Raw genomic sequence first — 17,094 nt, forward strand, 5'->3', positions numbered from 1 at the left:
CCGCGCGAGGCCCTACGCGGAGCCGGTTTCGCCTCGGCCGCTGCGGGTAGGCGCGCAGGAAAGAGGGGGTTCGCTGACGACGTGAGGAGTGAGCATGCGTGTCGTGATTGTCGGAGCCACCGGAAATATCGGAACCAGCGTCATCGAAGCGCTGGCAGGGGATGCACAGGTCGACGAGATAGTCGGTGTCGCCCGCCGGATACCCGCCGACGAGCGGCCCGGCGTGCGGTGGGAGCACGCCGACGTTCGCACCGACGACCTGGAGTCGTTGTTCCACGGCGCGGACGTGGTCGTGCACCTGGCTTGGCTGTTCCAGCCGTCCCATCAACCGCTCACGACCTGGCGCGCCAATGTGGGCGGAACCGAACGGGTATTGCGTGCCGTCGCCGCGGCGCAGGTTCCCGCACTGGTCTATGCCTCCTCGGTCGGGGCGTACTCACCGTGCGACGACGACCGCAGGGTGCCGGAGAGCTGGCCGACCGACGGCTGGCCCGCCGCCGGATACATGCGCGAAAAGGCTTATGTGGAACGGCTTCTCGACCGATTCGAAGCCGAATATCCCGACCGCCGGGTCGTGCGGATGCGACCGGCGTTCAGTTTCCGGCGGGAGGCCGCGAGTGAACAGCGGCGGCTGTTCCTCGGCCCGTTGCTGCCGAACAGACTCGTCCGGCCCGGCATGATGCCGATCCTGCTACTCCCTCGCGGGCTGCGGTTCCAAGCCGTGCACAGCCGCGATGTCGGGAAGGCCTACGCGCTCGCCGTCACCACCGAGGCCCGGGGCCCGTTCAATCTGGCGGCCGAGCCGGTGGTGGACCGAGCCGCGCTGGGCGCCGCTCTCGGAGCCCGCACCGTGGAGATCCCGCCGATGCTGGTGCGCACCGCGCTGGCGACGGGATGGCACGCACGCCTGGTCCCGGCCTCACCGGACCTGTTCGACGCGATGTTGCATCTGCCCCTGATGGACACCGGCCGGGCACGGGCCGAACTCGGGTGGCAGCCCCGTTTCAGCTCCGAAGAGGCGATCCACCACATGCTGGGCGGGCTGCGCAGCGGTGCGGGCAGCGATACACCGCCGCTCGATCCGCATGCGGGCGGACCGCTGCGCATCCACGAATTCACCACGGGAATGGGGAGCCGGGAGGACGCCGCTCTGCGGGTCTGAGGTATCCCGCAGGGCGGCTACGGCGTCGTGCTCGGGTTACGGCCGACCGCCAGGTCGGTAAGGCGGGTGAGGGATTCGCGGTTGCGCGGCACGAGCAGAACCGCCTGGGCCGCATGCGGGATCAACCGGCCGGGCCCGCGTACCGCGCGCTCGCTCATCGTGATCTCGCACGACGCCGGGCCGGTCTCGCGCAACTCCAGCCGTACGACGGCGGCGCCGACCGGCCAGAGCCTGGCTTCGAGTTCCAGCGTGTGCGGCGGGTCGACGGATCGGACCGAGGTCGTGTCCTCGATGGTCAACGGCCACGGTCCGACACTGTGATGGATCCGCGCGCCCACCGCGGGCCACGCATCGTCGACCTCGCGGATGTGCGAAGCGCCGACCACCCAGCCCGAATACAGCCATCCGTCGGCGAGCACGGCGAACACGTCGTTCACAGAGGCCTGCGCCCTGTGCGTCACCTCGACCATGTTTCCTCCGATTTCCGGGAGGTCCTCGCTCTTCTCACGCGCTGTCGACCAGTTCGTTGTGGCCTGCCATGCGGGCACAGCTGGCGCAGCAGTACACGGTGCCGGTCGCCTCGACGCCGTGGCCGAGGATCCGGCAGCCGCAGTGCGCGCAGCTCGGTGCGAGTTTCGATGCGGCACATTCGATGCTGTCGAAGGTCCAGCTGTCGCCATTACGGCTGACGGTGAAGGATCGGGCGTAGTCGTTACCGCAGGTTTCGCAAATGGCCATGGGTGATCACCTCTCTCGGATCGATGTCAGCGTTGACGGACGAGCGCGGCTACGCCGTCTTCCGACGGTAAGCCACCGGACACCGTGGTCACTTCGGCCCCCATCAGGAGCGCGGCGACGGGAAGAGCTTCATCGGCTCGGCAGGTCTGGTGTGGTGCTGTGCCCGCGGTCCAGCTCGCCGGACCGTCCGGGCCTGCGACCACCTGCGCGCGGTCGGCGCCGACCTGTACGGTGCGGTCACCGAGCCGGTCCGGGTCGATCAGCAGGCGATCGACATTGGCCATTCGCAGCGCCTCGGCAGTCGCGCCGAGGCCGGTGACAGCCAAGCCGCCTTCGCGGCCGAATTCGGCGGCGAAGGTGTCGAGGACCTCCTGCTGCACCGCGTGCTGAGGCAGCAGCGGTATCAAATACGGCAGCGCCGAGACTCGCACGACCTCCCGTGCGGGTGGTTCGGGCAGGTACTCGTCGACGTGGACGGTGTTCTCGTCCAGGATCAGCAGCCTGCCTGCCCGGCCGCGCCCCGGCGGGCTGTCGGTGATCGCGCGGTCGAACTGATCGAGCATTCCCTGGCCCGCGCCCGCGGTCACCAGCCGTTCCCGGATGGATCGGCAGCGCAGGTCCCACGGCTGTGCGGAGTCCTCGGTGTCGGGTGACGCGTCCATGTACACGACGGCGAACGGCCCGCGCCGCTCCGCTATCTCGAGCAGGTTCATGTCAGTCACATCGCGCGCGTACCCGATCACGGGAACCCGAATCGCGTTGTCGCCGATTTCGGCACACCGGGTTCGGGCCGAGTCGGGTACTCCGACGGTGGCCGAGCAGCCGGGTCCGTGAGCGCGGGACGAGCACCCGTGGCATCGGCCAGGTCCGTGTACAGCGGCAACCATTCGGTCAGGCCGGCGGCGGTGACGATGCGATCGATCGTCGAGGGCGCGGGGTTGATCACGCTCATCCGCGCGCCGCCGCAGCGGTAGGCCTTGGCGCAGGCGGCCATGTCGAAAATGGCACGACACGACATGAATGTCACGTCGCTGATGTCGACCACCAGGTGCCCGCGATCCCCCGCGGTCCGCACCGCGTCGTCGAGGATGTCCCGCCACCGAGCCGCGGTACAGGCATCGATCTCCCCGTACACCCGCAGCACAGTGGCCGCGCCGCCGAGGACAGTCTCGGCGCGCAAGCGTGTCGCGAGGTCGACGGGCTGGTCGTCACCGCGGCTGGAATTGGTGGTGTCCACACGTACCCATTCCTCGGCACCGGCAAGCTCGCACGGCCCCACCGGTCCTGGCTGCTCGAGATCGGCTGGATTCCCCATTCCAGCACGCCGGATCGGCGCTGTCATCGGTTGTGATCCACCTGATGCGGAGCACCGGAATCGCGGGATCCGATGAGTTTCGGCGTTCGGGCCCGTCATCACCACCATGAGGACGACTACATCGCAGGACGGCACGAAACTCGCCTATGACGTCGCCGGCGACGGTCCAGCGCTGATCTACATCACCGGCGCGACGTGCTTCCGGAAGTTCCGGCCCATCGCCACCGACGCCGCGGTGTTCGCCACGGAGTTCACCGTCTACAACTACGACCGCCGTGGCCGCGGCGACAGCGGGAACACGATGCCGTACGCGAAGCAGCGGGAGGTCGACGATATCGAGGCGCTGGTCGATGCCGCCGGCGGCACCGCGATTCTCTACGGCCATTCCTCGGGCGCTGCCCTGGCTCTCGAAGCCGCGGCGCGGATGCCGCACAAGATCGCCGCGGTGGCGATCTACGACGCGTCCTACGTGCACGACGAGGCCGAACGGGTCTCCTACGCCCGGTTGGCCGAGGAGGTGGGCGCCCTTCTCGCAGCCGACAAGAACGCGCGGGCGCTGAAAGTCTTCCTCCGAGGAATCGGCATGCCGCGCGCGTTCGTCGCGCTGTTGCCGTTGTTCCCCGGCTGGAAGACCATGAAGGCCCTCGCGCCGACCTTGATGTACGACATCGGTCTGACCGAGGTTCTGCCACCGCTCGAGCGGTTCACCAGTATCGACGCGCCCGTGCTCGTCGCGGTCGGCGAGAAGAGCCCGCCCGGCCTGCATCAGGTGGCCGGTCAGCTGGCCGAAGCCATCCCCCAGGCGACCCATCGCCTGCTGGCCGGACAGAACCACATGGTCGGCGCCAGGGCGTTGCTGCCGATTCTGCGGGAAGCGGCGGTGAACGCCTGACCGGCATCCCGGCTAGGGCGCGTCGCCGTAGATGACGAGCCAGATCGCGCGGCCCAGCGCCTCGGCCAATTCCTCGTCGCCGATACCGGTTTCGGCGGCGAACGCGACGGAAATCGTGCGCTCGACCATCGAGGTGAGCACCAGCGCGGTGGCCCGCGGATCGAGCTGCTGCCCGACGCGGCCCGCTGCCCGCTCGGCCTCGAGCCGCGCGCGCACCAGCTCGGCGAAGGTCGTCACCCGCGAGCGCCAGTAGGCGCCGACTTCCCGGTCGTAGGAGGCGACTTCGCTCAGGGCGAGCAGCAGATAGCGGTGGTCGCGGAAACCGCCGATCATCGCCCGCATCGCTTGCACGACACCGGCCTGCTGATCGGTGTGCTCGGCGCTCCACCACAGTTCCGCCGCCGCGAACAGATCGGTGGTCGCCAGCTCCGCCATCCGGATCAGCAACTGGCTCTTGTCCGGAAAGTAGCGGTAGAAGGTGGATCTGGCCGCACCGGAGGCGGCGGCGATCTTCTGCACGGCGATCTCGGTGAACGGCGTGCCGTCGGCGAGCAGGTCTTCGACCGCGGTCAGGACGCGGCGCTCGAATTCGGCGCGCCGGTCGTCGGCGGGTTTGCGCGCTGATCGCGGGACCCGGGTCAGCGAAGGCATCGGCGGACCGTTGCCGGTGTCGAGGCTGGTGCGCTGGCATTGACCATGTGCCCATTGTGCCCGTCGCGTACCGGGCCGGTTCGGCGGCCGGGTACAGGCACTGGCAATCCCGTTGCGCGGGTTCGCTATTGACACCGTCGCGCCGGTCAGCTCATCATCAATCGGACACACTGTCCGAGACTTGCTGACCGAGGCGGTTCTCATGGTCGATTCCCCTGCCACAGCGGTCGAACGGGCTGATGTCGTCGTGGTCGGCGCGCGCTGCGCCGGGTCGGCGACGGCGGCGACGCTGGCAGGGGCGGGTCGCGATGTCGTCGTCCTCGATGCCGCCGCCTTTCCCTCGGACACGCTGTCGACCCATCTGCTCTGGCCCGCCGGTCTGGCCGAACTACAGCGTCTCGACGCGCTGGCCGCCGTCGAAGCCCTCGGTGCGCCACGGCTGACGACGGCCTTCGCGCAGGGCGCCGGCTACGGCGTCGGTTCGGCATTTCCCGCGGTCGACGGCATCGACTACGCGATGTGCGTGCGCCGGACCGGACTCGACGCGGCGCTGGTGCGCACGGCGGTGGCCGCAGGCGCCGACGTTCGGCCGCGCTGCCGGGTCACCTCGGTGGTGTGGGACGGAAACCGTTGTGCCGGTGTGCGTTATCTCGACAGCGCGGGCCGGGTCGTGGAGATCCGCGCGGCGCTCGTCGTCGGGGCGGACGGGCGGCGCAGCACCATCGCGCGGGCGGTGGGCGCCGAGCAACCGTTCCTGACCGTGCCCAGTGGGCGCGACTGCTACTTCGCCTACTGGCGTGACACCGCCGACGCTGCGCGCCACATCGCTGCCCAGTGGCGCGAGGGCGCCGACCTCGGCACCGCCTTCCCGTGCGACGACGGACTGGTACTCAGTCTGGTGCAGCCGCCCGCTGTCGCCGGTGGCGCACGCGGGCCCGGTGCAGCGGAACGTCGCTATGCCGAAGCCCTGGCACGGATTCCGGACCTGACCGAGCGACTACGCGGCTGTGCGCGGGTCGGTCGCGTCCGCTCCGCCACCGGCATCTCCTCCTACTTCCGGCGCTCCGCGGGTTCAGGGTGGGCACTGCCCGGCGACTCGGGACATTTCAAAGATCCCGTCACGGCGCAGGGCATCCGGGACGCACTGCACTACGGACGCACGCTCGCCGAGTCGGTCGTCGAGGTCCTCGACGACCCGCGCGCCCTCGATGCGGCGCTGACGGAGTGGGAGCGCCGTCGCATCACCGAGTGCCGCGAGATCTTCCACTGGACCAATCGCCTCGCACGCGGTGAGGCCATGCGGCCCTTGGAGATCGAGCTCTATCGCACAGCCGTCGACGATCCGGAACTGGCGGAGATCACCACGGGCATCTTCTCCCGCACCCGCAGGCCCGCCGAGCTGTACACCCCGGCCCGGGCGCTGCGCCTGGCCGGGAGCGCGCTGCGCCATCAGTCCACTCCCGCCGTCCTCGCCGATCTGGCCCGCGAGCTTCGCGACGCGACCGGCGAATGGCGCACCACGCGAACGACCCTGCGTGGCACCGTACCTCGCTCCGCGGCACCGTTCCCGCCGCGCGCCACCCTCACCACCGCAGGTCCAGGAGAACACCATGCCTGATCAGCCGACACCGTTGTCAGCACCGATCACCCGGCGCACCGCGTTGCGCGCCGGACTCGTCGCCGGAGCCGCACTCGCGGCCGCTCCCCCGGGCGCCTCGGCCGCCCGCCGCTCGCCACTGCTGCGATCCGGCGGCAAGGCGGTCGCCATCTTCGGCGGCGGCATGGCCGGTCTGAGCGCGGCACACGAACTGGCCGAGCGCGGATACGAGGTCACCGTCTACGAACCGGCGTTCCTCGGCGGCAAGGCCCGCAGCATGGGTGTGCCGGGAACGGCGTCACCCGGTCGCGCGGAGTTGCCGGGCGAGCACGGATTCCGGTTCTTCCCCGGCTGCTATCAGCACGTTCCCGACACCATGAGCCGAATTCCGTTCCCCGGCAACCCGAACGGCGTGCTCGACAACCTGGTGCGGGTCGAGGGCACGGTCGCCGGATTCCGGGGCCTGCCGCCGATCTTCACACCCGTCGAGCTGGGTGGACTGGGCCAGCTGACGCCGGAACTGGTGCAGAACAGCATCATCGGCGCGCTCGGCTTCGTCCCCGACCTGCCGGCGCACGAGCTGTCGTTCTTCGCCAAACAGATGCTCGTGTGGTTCACCTCGAGCACCGAACGGCGCTTCGGCCAGTGGGAATACGTGACCTGGGAACAGATCATGCACGCCGAGGGCAAGTCGCCCGCGTACCGGAAGTACCTGGTCAACGCGCTCACCCGGATCACCGTCGCCGCGAAGCCGCAGACGAGCTCGGCGCGCACCATCGGCACGATCGGCGAGGCACTGGTCCTGGCCGCCTCCGGCACGGTCCCGCAGTTCTCCGGTGGCGTCGACCGGATCCTCAACCGCCCGACCAACGCCGCGTGGATCGATCCGTGGGTGGAGTACCTGCGCTCGCTCGGGGTGCGTTTCGTGATGGGACAGGGGGTTTCCGCAGTGCAGCTGGCCGGCGGCCGCATCGCCTCGGCGACGGTGACCGGCACGCGTGGCACCGCCACGGTGACCGCCGATCACTACCTGTGCGCCATGCCGGTCGACCGCGCCGTCGACCTGCTCGACGGGTCGATCCTCGACGCCGATCCGCGCCTGGAGGGGATGCGAAACCTGGTCACCGACTGGATGGTCGGCATCCAGTACTACCTGCGCCGCCCGACCGACATTCCCGAAGGACACATCGCCGCGCTCGGCTCGCCCTGGGCATTGACCGCGCTGCGCCAAGCCCCCATGTGGGTCGGCGATTTCCCCGCCACCTACGGCGACGGCTCGGTGCTGGAATGCCTGTCGGTCGACATCTCCGACTGGGACACACCGGGAATCCTCTACGGCCGCACCGCCAAGCAATGCAGTGCGGACGAGATCGCCGCCGAAACCTGGGCCCAGCTCGAGGCCTGGCTCAACACCGGCACCGGCTGGTTGCGCGGCGAGGACATCCATTCCTGGCACCTGGATCCCGGCATCACCTGGTCCGGCGGCGGCATCCACAACGAGACCCCACTGCTGGTCAACACCGTCGGCTCGTACGACAACCGCCCCGACGCGCACTGCGCGATTCCCAACCTCTACTTCGGTGGCGACCACGTTCGCAGCCATATCGACCTGGCCACGATGGAAGGCGCCAACGAATCCGGCCGCGCCGCAGCCAACGCCATCCTCGACGCCGCCGACGACCCCGCGCCCCGCGCCCAGATCTTCCCGCTGGTCTCCCCGCCTGCCTTCGCCGCGGCCAAAGCCATCGACGCAGACCGCTTTCGAGCCGGCCTCCCCCACTTGCTCGACGGCTGAGCATGCGTGGTGGTGAAGGCTCACAACCCCGGGCGACTGGGCCTTCCCCGGCGGCCCCGGTAGTGTGGCGAAACGCCCACCGGACGCGGTGACGGCGCCCACTGCGACAATCTGGATGTAATAGATGAGTGCTACTGCCGAAAAGCTTGCCGACCTGCGGGAAAAGCTGGCGCTTGCGCAGGAACCGGCCGGAGAGGCGGGGGCCGCCAAGCGAGCTCGCAAAGGCATCCCGTCCGCCCGCGATCGCATCAACATGTTGATGGACCCGGGCACGTTCATCGAGATCGGCGCCCTCGTGCGCAACCCCACCGACAAGAACGCCCTCTACGGCGACGGTGTGGTCACCGGGCACGGCCTGGTCGACGGGCGTCCGGTCGCCGTGTTCTCCCACGACCAGACCGTCTACGGCGGCACCATCGGTGAGATGTTCGGCCGCAAGGTCGCCGCGATCATGGATCTCGCGGGCAAGATGGGCTGTCCGCTGGTCGGCATCAACGACTCCGGCGGCGCGCGCGTGCAGGAGGCCGTGTCGTCGCTGCGCTGGTACGGCGAGCTGGCGACCATGATGGAGCCGCTCTCGGGTGCGGTGCCGATGGTCTCGCTCATCCTGGGCAACTGCGCGGCGGGTGCGGTGTACCAGCCGATCTGCACCGATGTCGTGGTCGCCACCGAGAGCGCGCACATGTTCGTCACCGGTCCCAAGATCATCGAGGACGCCATCGGTGAGAAGGTCGACATGGAGGAACTGGGCGGCGTCTACAACCAGGCCGCCTACGGCAACATCCACCATGTCGCCAAGGACGAGCCCGCCGCCTTCGAATGGGTGCGCAACTACCTGAGCTACCTGCCGTCGAGCTCCACCGAACTCCCGCCGGTCGTGAATCCCGGTCTGGAGCCGGAGGTCACCGAATCCGACCTCACGCTGAACAAGCTGGTCCCCGACTCCGACAACATGGTCTACGACATGCACGACGTGCTGCTGCGGATCTTCGACGACGGCGAGTTCCACGAGATCGGCGCGGCCGCCACCGAGAACATCATCACCGGCTTCGCCCGGGTCGACGGCAGGCCCGTCGGCGTGGTCGCCAACCAGCCGACCGTGCTGGCAGGCGCGCTCGACGCGAAGGCCAGCGACAAGGCCTCGCACTTCATCCACATCTGCAACGCCTTCGAGATCCCGCTGGTGCTCGTGGTCGACACCCCCGGCTTCCTGCCCGGCGTGGAGCAGGAGAAGGCGGGCGTCATCAAGCGCGGCGGCCGGTTCCTGTTCGCCTACGTGGAGGCCACCGTCCCCAAGGTGACCGTCGTGATCCGCAAGGCCTACGGCGGCGGTTGGGCCGTCATGGGCGCCAAGGCGCTGGGCTGCGACGCCTACCTGGCCTGGCCGACCGCGCGCATCGCGGTCATGGGCGCCGAGAGTGCCGTCGGCCTGACCCAGCGCAAGATCCTCGACGCGACCCCCGAGGACCAGCGCGGCGCGATCCGGCAGCAGATGATCGACTTCTACAACGCGACCATCGCCACTCCGTGGATCGCCGCCGAGCGCGGCTACATCGACCGCGTCATCGAGCCGTCGACCACCCGCCTGGAAATCCGCCGCGCCCTGCATCTGCTGCGCGACAAGAAGGTCGTGCGCTACCCGCGCAAGCACCACCTCCTGCCGCTGTGAACCGGTCTGGGCAGGTGCGAATCACGCACCTGCCCAGACTGATTCGCGGTTCCGGTCAGCTGCGCGGGGCAGGCTGGACGCTGTGTGCGCCCGCACGGCGGCCGGAGAAGACGCAGTCGGCCAGGGACAGGCCGCTGACGTAGGAGTTCGAGCAGACACCGACCGCCGCGCGACCCGCCGCGAAGAGGCCGGGGACGACGCCGCCGGATTCCGCGCGGACGGCGCCGGTGTCCTCGTCGACCAGCAGGCCGCCGAGGGTGAGCATCGGCATCGGGTAGGTGAGCCGTGCGGTGAACGAGATGTCCAGCAGCACGAAGGGTCCGGTGCGAATCGGGCGGCGGATGTCGTCGGGCTTGCCCAGCGGATCGGGCAGGTTGTGCTCGATCGCCCGGTTGTGCGCGTCCACGGTGTCGCGCAGGGCGACCGGGTCGATGCCGGCGCGGGTGGCGACCTCCTCGACGGTACGGCCGGAGACTCGCCCGATCCGCCACAGCCGCTCGGTCTGCATACGCTGGAACCACACCGACTGCGGACCGATCTGGGTGCGGGCTTCGGCTTCCAGCTCGGCGTCGACGAGCAGCCAGGCCCGGTTGCCGGGACTGGTCGCGATCGCCGCGCCCAGTGCCGCACCGTAGCGGGATTCGTCGATCATCCGCTGTCCCAGGCGATTCACGGCGATCGAGCCGAACAGCGCACTGGGCGGTGCGATGAAGCGCCAGGTCGACATCGCCGCCATCTTGCCGCTCGCCGCGCCGATGTCCTGCGCCATGGTGATGCCGCTGCCGTCGTCACCGGCGGTGCCAAGCGGCAGCCCCTGCGACCACGGGTACGCGGGGGCATGCTGGGCCACCATCGCCTGGTTGGCGATGAACCCACCCGTTGTGAGCACCACCCCGGATCTCGCCTGGATCCGCACCGGCCGTCCGTGCTTGCGCTCGATGCGGGCCAGCAGCGACTCCACAGCCCGGCGCAGACCCGGGTGGTACACACCGGGTTTGGCCGAGATGCGCGCCAGTACGGCGAACCGGCGCCGCACCGCAGCGGGCGCACCGTCGATCGTGACGGCCTCGACACCGGTCACCTGCCCGTCCTCGACAACGAGACGGGTTGCCCTGGAACCGGTTCGGACGCGAACACCACGCCTGGCCGCCGACTCGGCCAGCGGTCCGAACAGCGCCTTGCCGGACACACCGGGGCCGTGCGCACGATGGCCGCGCTGCCGCGGCTTCGCGAGTTCCCGGTAGCCGCCGGAGTTCTCGCTGCCCGAGTAGTAGAGGTAGTAGTCGTCGGTCGGGTACGACGTCTTGTACGGGCACACCGACGGCTCGAACGGCACGCCGTGCGCGGACAGCCAGTCGATCAACGCCGGGGATTCTTCGCAGAATCGGCGCAGCGTCGTCGGGCTCACCGCGTCACCGACCTCGGCCTCCAGATAGGCGAGCATGTTCTCGACGTCGTCGTCGATGCCCGCGGCACGCTGCACCCAGGTGCCGCCACCCGCGTACACGATGCCACCGGACAGCGCCGTCGCACCGCCGCCCAGATAGCGGTCGATCGCGAGAACGTCGGCGCCCGCCTCCCGCGCCGCCAGCGCCGCCACCACACCGGCGCCGCCGTATCCGACGACAACGACGTCGGCTGACAAATCCCAGGTCCGCACCTGTACCACCTTCCGGGCGGACGTGTCGTCGACATGGTCGCCGCCCGAGAAAACTATAACGTGTTCTAGAAATGCTTCCAGGGCCGCGTCGGTGCCGGGGACTCGGCCCGTCCCGGGCGACACTGAAAGCCGTGGACAACGATTCCCCGGAGCAGCCGCCGCCGCGCACGCGCACCGGGATGCCGCCGTGGCTCCCCCGGGCGATGGCGCTGGCCCTGGTCTTCTTCGGGCTGTTCCTGCTCGCCGACTGGGCGTTCCACCGGCTGCTCGGCATCCTGATCATCCTGGTGGTCGCCTTCTTCATCTCCCTGGCGATGGAGCCTGCCGTCGCGGTGCTGGTGCGGCGAGGCCTGCCGCGCGGACTCGCCACCGGCCTGGTGTTCATCGGCACCTTCGCCTGTGTGCTGGCCTTCCTCGCCGCATTGGTGACGCTGCTGGTGGAGACGACGACGAATCTGGCCCACGAGACACCGCGATTGCTCGAGGAGGGCATCGACTGGGTCAATCGCGCCTTCGGCCAGCACTTCACGATGCACGAGCTGAGTCAGCGGCTGCTGCGCGAATCCGACCTGATCGAGGGTTACGCCCGCACCGCCGCCGACAATGTCTGGGGCGTGTCGACGACCGTGCTCGGCGGGCTGGCGCAGGTCCTGACCATCGCGCTGTTCAGCGTCTACCTCACCGCCGGCGGGCCGAAGGTGCGGCGCGCCGTCTGCTCGATGCTGCCACCCGCCCATCAGCGGACCTTCCTGCACGCGTGGGATCTCGCCATCGACAAAACCGGCGGCTACCTGTATTCGCGGCTACTGCTCGCCATCGTCTCCGCGATCGTGCACGGTGCGTTCCTGGCGATCCTCGGCCTGCCCAACCCCATCGCGCTCGGCGTGTGGTTCGGCGTGATCTCCGCGTTCATCCCGACCATCGGCACCTACATCGCCGCGATCCTGCCTGTGTTCGTCGCACTGTCGGTCGATCCGCTCGATGCGGTCTGGGTCATCGCGTTCGCGGTGGTGTACCAGTGGGTCCAGGACTATCTGCTGCAGCCGCGGATCACCGCGCGCACCGTCGACGTCAATGCCGCGATCGCGCTGCTGGCGGTGCTGGCCGGTGGCGCGCTGCTCGGCGCCGTCGGCGCGTTGCTGGCCATCCCGGCCACCGCGACGGTCCAGGCGTTCCTGTCCGAGTACGTGAAACACTATGCGGTGACCGAGGATCCGCGCATCGACCAGACGACAGCGCGCCGGAAACGGTCAGCGAAAGCACCCGCCGACGACTGAACCGTTCCGGCGCTCAGCGCGGTCTATGCCTCGCTCGACCCGAGCCCGGCGCGAACGGCCTCGGCGAATTCCGTGGCCGCCGAGCGTGCTTGCGGATCGACGAGCGTGCTGGCGAAGCCGTGCGGGAGGTTGTCGAACTGGCGCAGCCGGACCGGGACGCCTGCGGTGCGGAGCCGATCCGCCAGGGCCGTCCCCTGGTCGCGCAGGACATCCATCCCGGCGGTGGCCACATAGGTCGGCGGCAGCGCGCCGACATCGTCGGCGGACAGCACGCAGAAGCGTGGGTCCCCGCGATGCTGCTCGGTGTCGGCGTACCAGGTGATGGCCCGTTCGACGCACCCCTTGTCGAGCGGGGTGGTGAACAGGTCGCTGGAGACGTGGCGCTCGAGGTCACCGTCCACGACCGGGTACAGCAGCGACAGGTGTGCCGGGCGATACCGGGCAGGCAGATGCAACGCTACCGCGGCAGCCAGATTCCCACCCGCGCTGTCGCCGCCGATGCCGATCCGGGCGGGGTCGACACCGAGCGCTTCGGGATTGTCGACCACGTAGCGGAACACCGCGGTGACATCGTCGTAGGCGGCCGGGAACGGGTGTTCCGGGGCGAGCCGGTAATCGGCCGCCAGCACCGTGACACCGGACCGGTCGGCCAGAAATCGGGCCAGCCCCTCGTAGCCGTCGATGCTGCCCACATGCCATCCGCCGCCGTGGATGAACACCAGCAGCCCGCCGTCCGCGCTGTGTGGCGTGTAGATCCGCGCGCGCAGGGCACCGGGGATGGCGATCTCGGAGGTTTCGACCGGGCCGGTCGGCACGGCGGTCGCCAGGCTCATGAACCAGTCCAGCCGTCGGCGCCGAGCAGCGGTCGGCGGCGTGAGCGCCAGCAGGTCGCGCTTGCCGATGGCGGAGAACATCTGCATCCGGCCGCTGAGCCGTTGCCCGTCGACGACAGGACGGCGAATCGGCAGCAGGTCGAAGACCGCGCCGGGCGCGGACAACACCTTCCCGGCGGCACCACGAACAACGGTTTCCAGCAACGACACAACTCCACCATGGCTTTCGTCCGGCCCGCTGATCGTTCCAGCGCGCTCGGACCTGATTCTGTCCCACCGAACCGACCGGCACCGATGATTTCGGTCGCCCGGGTAGCGAACCGTGCAGATCGGGCGCAAGATGAAGTATTCGCCGACTCACCACCACGGGGACCTGCTGTGAGTCGCGCGCCACCGACGCCGCGTGTCAGGCGAGACTGCCGATACCGCAAAGGAGTCCGCCGGTGAGCCACGCATTCTTTCGCGCCATATCCGATTCGCGCACACACGCCGAGGTGCTGATCCCGGAGCCGCAGGCGGGCAGCGGCTGGGACGGCGGCCAATTGCGGGGCATGGCCGTCGGCGCCGCGCTGGCACGTGCGGTCGAACGCGAGGTCACGGCCAGGGGCCGCACCGACCTGCGCCCGGTCCGGTGGACCCTCGACCTGTTCCGCCCGGTGTTCATGCGCCCCTGCCGGACTCGCCTCACCGTGGTTCGCGACGGGCGACGACTGGCGCTGTTCGACGCCGTCCTGATCCAGGACGACAGACCGGTCGCCCGCGCCGGCGCGCTGTATCTGCGCCCAGGGCCAGCGCCGGACGGCCTCTGCTGGTCACCCGACACGACCGCCGATCCCCCGCCGACCGATCGACTTCCCGCCCCCGGCCAGGATCGGGTGTATTTCAGCGAGGACACGGGCTGGGGTCCGGATCCGCGCACCCACCACAACACCGGGCGCACCGGAATCTGGCACCAGCCGATCACGGTCGTGGCCGGTGAGCAACCGACGCCGTTCCAGTTCGTCGCGGGACTGGCCGACGTGACGAACGTGATCACCAATCTCGGCAGCAACGGCCTCGAATACATCAATGCCGACGCGACGCTCACCCTGACCCGGCTACCGGAGGGCGGCGAGGCCGGGCTGATCTGCCTCGACCGGATCGCCCAGGACGGCATCGTGATCGGCACGGCGGCGGTCTACGACCGCAAGGGTGTGTTCGGCACCACGACGGTCAGTTCACTCGCCAACGCGCGAGGCCCCGCCGACCTCACTGTCATCGGGGCAAAGCCGAACGCGTCGTTGTAGGTTCGTGACCACTGCCTGTTTCGAGTCAGCACGGCAGGGTATCGCCGATCTGGATCAACCCACAGACCGCCGCCGGGGACGGGATGGCCGTTCTCCTGGACCGGCAGGCAGGCGGTTGCCGCGCACCCAGCGCGCCCACCGGGCGCTGCTCATACCGGGCCGGCAACCGCCACCACCACGCCCTCGAACGGCTGCCAGGACGACCCGGCAGCCGTTCGAGGGCTACCACCGGATATCGGCGGTGGACTCCAGCGGTTCGCGCACACCTGTCAGCTCGGTGGTCGCGAGGGTGTCGGCATCGTGCAGTGCAGTCGGGAAATGGAGCCGCGTCCGCTCTTCGATCTCGGTCAGCGCGACCTGGAATACCCGGAACTCGTCGAGTTCGAGCGCTTCGCGCAGGTCGAGTTGCTGAGTGAGCAGAAATGCCCGGCAGGTGAGCCTGCCCGCCTCGACGAAGCAGATCACCTTCCAGTACTCCCGCGGCAAGGCCACCCCGCGGTGGACGCGGTCATCGGCGCGGAAGACCGGTCCCCCGAACACCGTCACCTTCAGGTCGTCGACGTCGACATCGGCGAACACCGCGTCTTCGAGCTGACCCCATACCCCGCGGCGGCTGCTCTGGTTGAAGTCGTCCATCTGCGGGGTGATGTTGGTGTAGAAGAACGAGTCGATATTGGCCCGCTCCGCTTCGCTCTCGGTGCCCCACAGCAGGTCAGCGCGCCGCGCCAGGTGCCCACGGTCGAGCCGGTTGCCCTGGTAGAGCTCATTACCCACCTGCATGTCGGCCGGGATGCGCGAGTCTTTGACGAAGTCGATACCTCGACGCCCGATCCGCTTCATCGCCCCGCCATCGATATTCCAGCCCACCCAGAACGCGAAGCGCCGCACGGCACTCAGTGCCAACGAGAAATGCGTGTACTCGATGACTTCGGAACCATCGAGGCGCACCGCGTCCCCGCGCACCGCCGCATCGAGCTCCGGCACCGCGATGCCGGTCCCGAGGAAGCCACGGTCATACCCGGTCGACACCGCTTCGTTCACCACGACGGAGTCGCCGATCCGGCTGGTATTCATGTCGGCGGTCATCGTCAGCCCTTTCGACGTGACGGAATGCTGTCTGCACGCGCACCGCGCGTGCACCTCATCGTCACCGCGCCGATCGACAACCTCACGAGTAGTCGACTACCCGCATTCCGTCGTGGGCTCGTCCCCACGATGTCGGAGAGATTCGCCGTGTCGGACGGCGTGCGCGCGTACTGTCGCAGGCATGGCCTGCCGGATCACCGAATTCGTCATCGACTGCGCCGACCCGCGACTGCTGGCGGACTTCTGGTGTGAAGTCCTCGGTTACGTCGAAATCGACCAGGAGGACGGCTATGTGGAGATCGGGCCACCCGGGACCGGATCCGGCGGGCCGCAACCGACCCTGGTGTTCGGCCCCGGTACCGAGCCGAAGCGCGAAAAGCTGCGGCTGCACCTGGATGTGAGTCCCACCGACCGCGATCAGGATGCGGAGTTGCAGCGGCTGCTCGACGCGGGTGCGCGCAAGGTCGACATCGGACAGACCGGCGCCGAAACGTGGCACGTGCTGGCCGACCCGGAGGGCAACGAATTCTGCCTGCTGCGGCGCCGGGTCGAGGCGGTGAAGAGCACCTAGCTCAGCGTTGACGCCAGCTCAGCGGGCCGGGAAGGTCGACGCTGTTCTTCCTGGTGCGGGAGTTCCAGGTCCACGGACCGATCTTGATGCTCCACGAGGACAGTCCGGACTGGGTGAAATTGAGCTTCAGCGGGCCGAAGGACTTGCGCTGACGAAATCTGATGGGCATGAGAAGCCTTCCTGAATCGTACCCAGGATAGCCGATCCGGTTGAGCCCCATGGCTTTCACCGCGCGAGCCGGTTCGCAATGAGATGGCAAAACAACCGTCCGTGCGAATGACGTTTGCCCACTGGTCATCCGGGCATGCCATAGCCATGACCAACTCACGTAGTCGGAATCCGAGTACGACGAGCATGGATCTGCCCAGCATCGCCATCGTGCTGGCCACCTGCGTGTTCTTCCTTGCCGGCCTGTCCGTCCTCACCGAATCCCTCCTGCTCGCCGCCGCCGGAAGTCTCGGACTCGCGGCCGCCATGGTCATCACGACCCGGGTGACGACCTGACGCGCCGAACCGGCACCAAGTCTGTTTAGGACCTGGATTCCGCGGTACCGCCACCATG

Annotated in this window: 18 protein-coding genes; 9 read left to right on the forward strand and 9 right to left on the reverse strand. The window is 68.9% G+C overall.

Annotated features, from left to right (window positions below; all coding sequences use genetic code 11):
- Positions 1-94: 94 nt before the first annotated feature.
- Positions 95-1,162 carry an NAD-dependent epimerase/dehydratase family protein gene (locus IEY60_RS16750; protein WP_189029045.1) on the forward strand — a complete coding sequence of 356 codons (1,068 nt, stop codon included), beginning with the start codon at positions 95-97 and terminating at the stop codon, positions 1,160-1,162.
- Positions 1,163-1,179: 17 nt separating this feature from the next.
- On the opposite strand, the gene IEY60_RS16755 is transcribed toward IEY60_RS16750, so the two are convergent.
- From IEY60_RS16755 to IEY60_RS16770, 4 genes are read right to left on the reverse strand one after another with little or no spacing between them, the layout of a single operon-like run.
- Positions 1,180-1,632 (reverse strand): SRPBCC family protein, encoded by a 453-nt coding sequence (locus IEY60_RS16755; protein ID WP_189029047.1) that lies wholly within the window; start codon positions 1,630-1,632, stop codon positions 1,180-1,182.
- A gap of 34 nt (positions 1,633-1,666) precedes the next feature.
- Positions 1,667-1,900: a metallothionein gene (locus IEY60_RS16760; protein ID WP_189029049.1), complete on the reverse strand. Its 234-nt coding sequence runs from the start codon at positions 1,898-1,900 to the stop codon at positions 1,667-1,669.
- Between the two features lie 26 nt (positions 1,901-1,926).
- Positions 1,927-2,622 carry a hypothetical protein gene (locus IEY60_RS16765; RefSeq protein ID WP_189029051.1) on the reverse strand — a complete coding sequence of 232 codons (696 nt, stop codon included), beginning with the start codon at positions 2,620-2,622 and terminating at the stop codon, positions 1,927-1,929.
- Between the two features lie 17 nt (positions 2,623-2,639).
- The gene (locus IEY60_RS16770; RefSeq protein WP_189029053.1) at positions 2,640-3,137 is read right to left on the reverse strand and encodes an anti-sigma factor antagonist; all 498 of its coding nucleotides are present in this window, start codon (positions 3,135-3,137) and stop codon (positions 2,640-2,642) included.
- A gap of 184 nt (positions 3,138-3,321) precedes the next feature.
- Between IEY60_RS16770 and IEY60_RS16775 the strand changes: the two genes are divergently transcribed.
- The gene (locus IEY60_RS16775) at positions 3,322-4,107 is read left to right on the forward strand and encodes an alpha/beta fold hydrolase (RefSeq protein WP_189029056.1); all 786 of its coding nucleotides are present in this window, start codon (positions 3,322-3,324) and stop codon (positions 4,105-4,107) included.
- A 12-nt stretch (positions 4,108-4,119) separates the two neighbouring features.
- Here IEY60_RS16775 and IEY60_RS16780 read toward each other — a convergent pair whose 3' ends face one another.
- A complete protein-coding gene (locus tag IEY60_RS16780) occupies positions 4,120-4,758 on the reverse strand; it encodes a TetR/AcrR family transcriptional regulator (RefSeq protein ID WP_189029058.1) in 639 nt (212 codons plus the stop codon).
- Positions 4,759-4,960: 202 nt separating this feature from the next.
- Here IEY60_RS16780 and IEY60_RS16785 point away from each other — a divergent pair, with 202 nt between their 5' ends.
- The 3 genes from IEY60_RS16785 to IEY60_RS16795 all read left to right on the forward strand — a co-directional run bounded on the left by IEY60_RS16785 (position 4,961) and on the right by IEY60_RS16795 (position 9,819).
- Positions 4,961-6,376 carry an NAD(P)/FAD-dependent oxidoreductase gene (locus tag IEY60_RS16785; protein WP_189029060.1) on the forward strand — a complete coding sequence of 472 codons (1,416 nt, stop codon included), beginning with the start codon at positions 4,961-4,963 and terminating at the stop codon, positions 6,374-6,376.
- Positions 6,369-8,150 (forward strand): hydroxysqualene dehydroxylase, encoded by a 1,782-nt coding sequence (locus IEY60_RS16790; RefSeq protein ID WP_189029062.1) that lies wholly within the window; start codon positions 6,369-6,371, stop codon positions 8,148-8,150. Before IEY60_RS16785 ends, IEY60_RS16790 begins: the two co-directional genes overlap by 8 nt.
- 124 nt (positions 8,151-8,274) lie before the next feature.
- Entirely contained in the window at positions 8,275-9,819 is a 1,545-nt protein-coding gene (locus tag IEY60_RS16795) for an acyl-CoA carboxylase subunit beta (protein WP_189029064.1), read from the forward strand.
- 55 nt (positions 9,820-9,874) lie between these two features.
- Here IEY60_RS16795 and IEY60_RS16800 read toward each other — a convergent pair whose 3' ends face one another.
- The gene (locus IEY60_RS16800) at positions 9,875-11,479 is read right to left on the reverse strand and encodes an FAD-binding protein (RefSeq protein WP_229739890.1); all 1,605 of its coding nucleotides are present in this window, start codon (positions 11,477-11,479) and stop codon (positions 9,875-9,877) included.
- Between the two features lie 131 nt (positions 11,480-11,610).
- Here IEY60_RS16800 and IEY60_RS16805 point away from each other — a divergent pair, with 131 nt between their 5' ends.
- Positions 11,611-12,756: an AI-2E family transporter gene (locus IEY60_RS16805; RefSeq protein WP_229739891.1), complete on the forward strand. Its 1,146-nt coding sequence runs from the start codon at positions 11,611-11,613 to the stop codon at positions 12,754-12,756.
- Between the two features lie 23 nt (positions 12,757-12,779).
- Here the strand turns inward: IEY60_RS16805 and IEY60_RS16810 are convergent, their stop codons facing one another.
- Positions 12,780-13,799, reverse strand: a complete 1,020-nt coding sequence (locus IEY60_RS16810; RefSeq protein ID WP_189029068.1) for an alpha/beta hydrolase — start codon at positions 13,797-13,799, stop codon at positions 12,780-12,782.
- Between the two features lie 233 nt (positions 13,800-14,032).
- Between IEY60_RS16810 and IEY60_RS16815 the strand changes: the two genes are divergently transcribed.
- Positions 14,033-14,875 carry an acyl-CoA thioesterase domain-containing protein gene (locus tag IEY60_RS16815; protein ID WP_189029070.1) on the forward strand — a complete coding sequence of 281 codons (843 nt, stop codon included), beginning with the start codon at positions 14,033-14,035 and terminating at the stop codon, positions 14,873-14,875.
- Between the two features lie 222 nt (positions 14,876-15,097).
- On the opposite strand, the gene IEY60_RS16820 is transcribed toward IEY60_RS16815, so the two are convergent.
- Complete coding sequence (locus tag IEY60_RS16820) at positions 15,098-15,961, reverse strand: DNA/RNA non-specific endonuclease (protein WP_189029072.1); 864 nt, start codon at positions 15,959-15,961, stop codon at positions 15,098-15,100.
- Positions 15,962-16,142: 181 nt separating this feature from the next.
- On the opposite strand from IEY60_RS16820, the gene IEY60_RS16825 reads away from it, so the two are divergent.
- Complete coding sequence (locus IEY60_RS16825) at positions 16,143-16,532, forward strand: VOC family protein (RefSeq protein WP_189029074.1); 390 nt, start codon at positions 16,143-16,145, stop codon at positions 16,530-16,532.
- Position 16,533: 1 nt separating this feature from the next.
- Here the strand turns inward: IEY60_RS16825 and IEY60_RS16830 are convergent, their stop codons facing one another.
- Positions 16,534-16,701 carry a DUF4236 domain-containing protein gene (locus IEY60_RS16830; protein WP_189029076.1) on the reverse strand — a complete coding sequence of 56 codons (168 nt, stop codon included), beginning with the start codon at positions 16,699-16,701 and terminating at the stop codon, positions 16,534-16,536.
- Positions 16,702-16,886: 185 nt separating this feature from the next.
- Between IEY60_RS16830 and IEY60_RS16835 the strand changes: the two genes are divergently transcribed.
- A complete protein-coding gene (locus IEY60_RS16835; protein WP_189029078.1) occupies positions 16,887-17,036 on the forward strand; it encodes a hypothetical protein in 150 nt (49 codons plus the stop codon).
- Positions 17,037-17,094 lie beyond the last annotated feature (58 nt).

This window comes from Nocardia rhizosphaerihabitans (assembly GCF_014646295.1).
Lineage (GTDB): Bacteria > Actinomycetota > Actinomycetes > Mycobacteriales > Mycobacteriaceae > Nocardia > Nocardia rhizosphaerihabitans.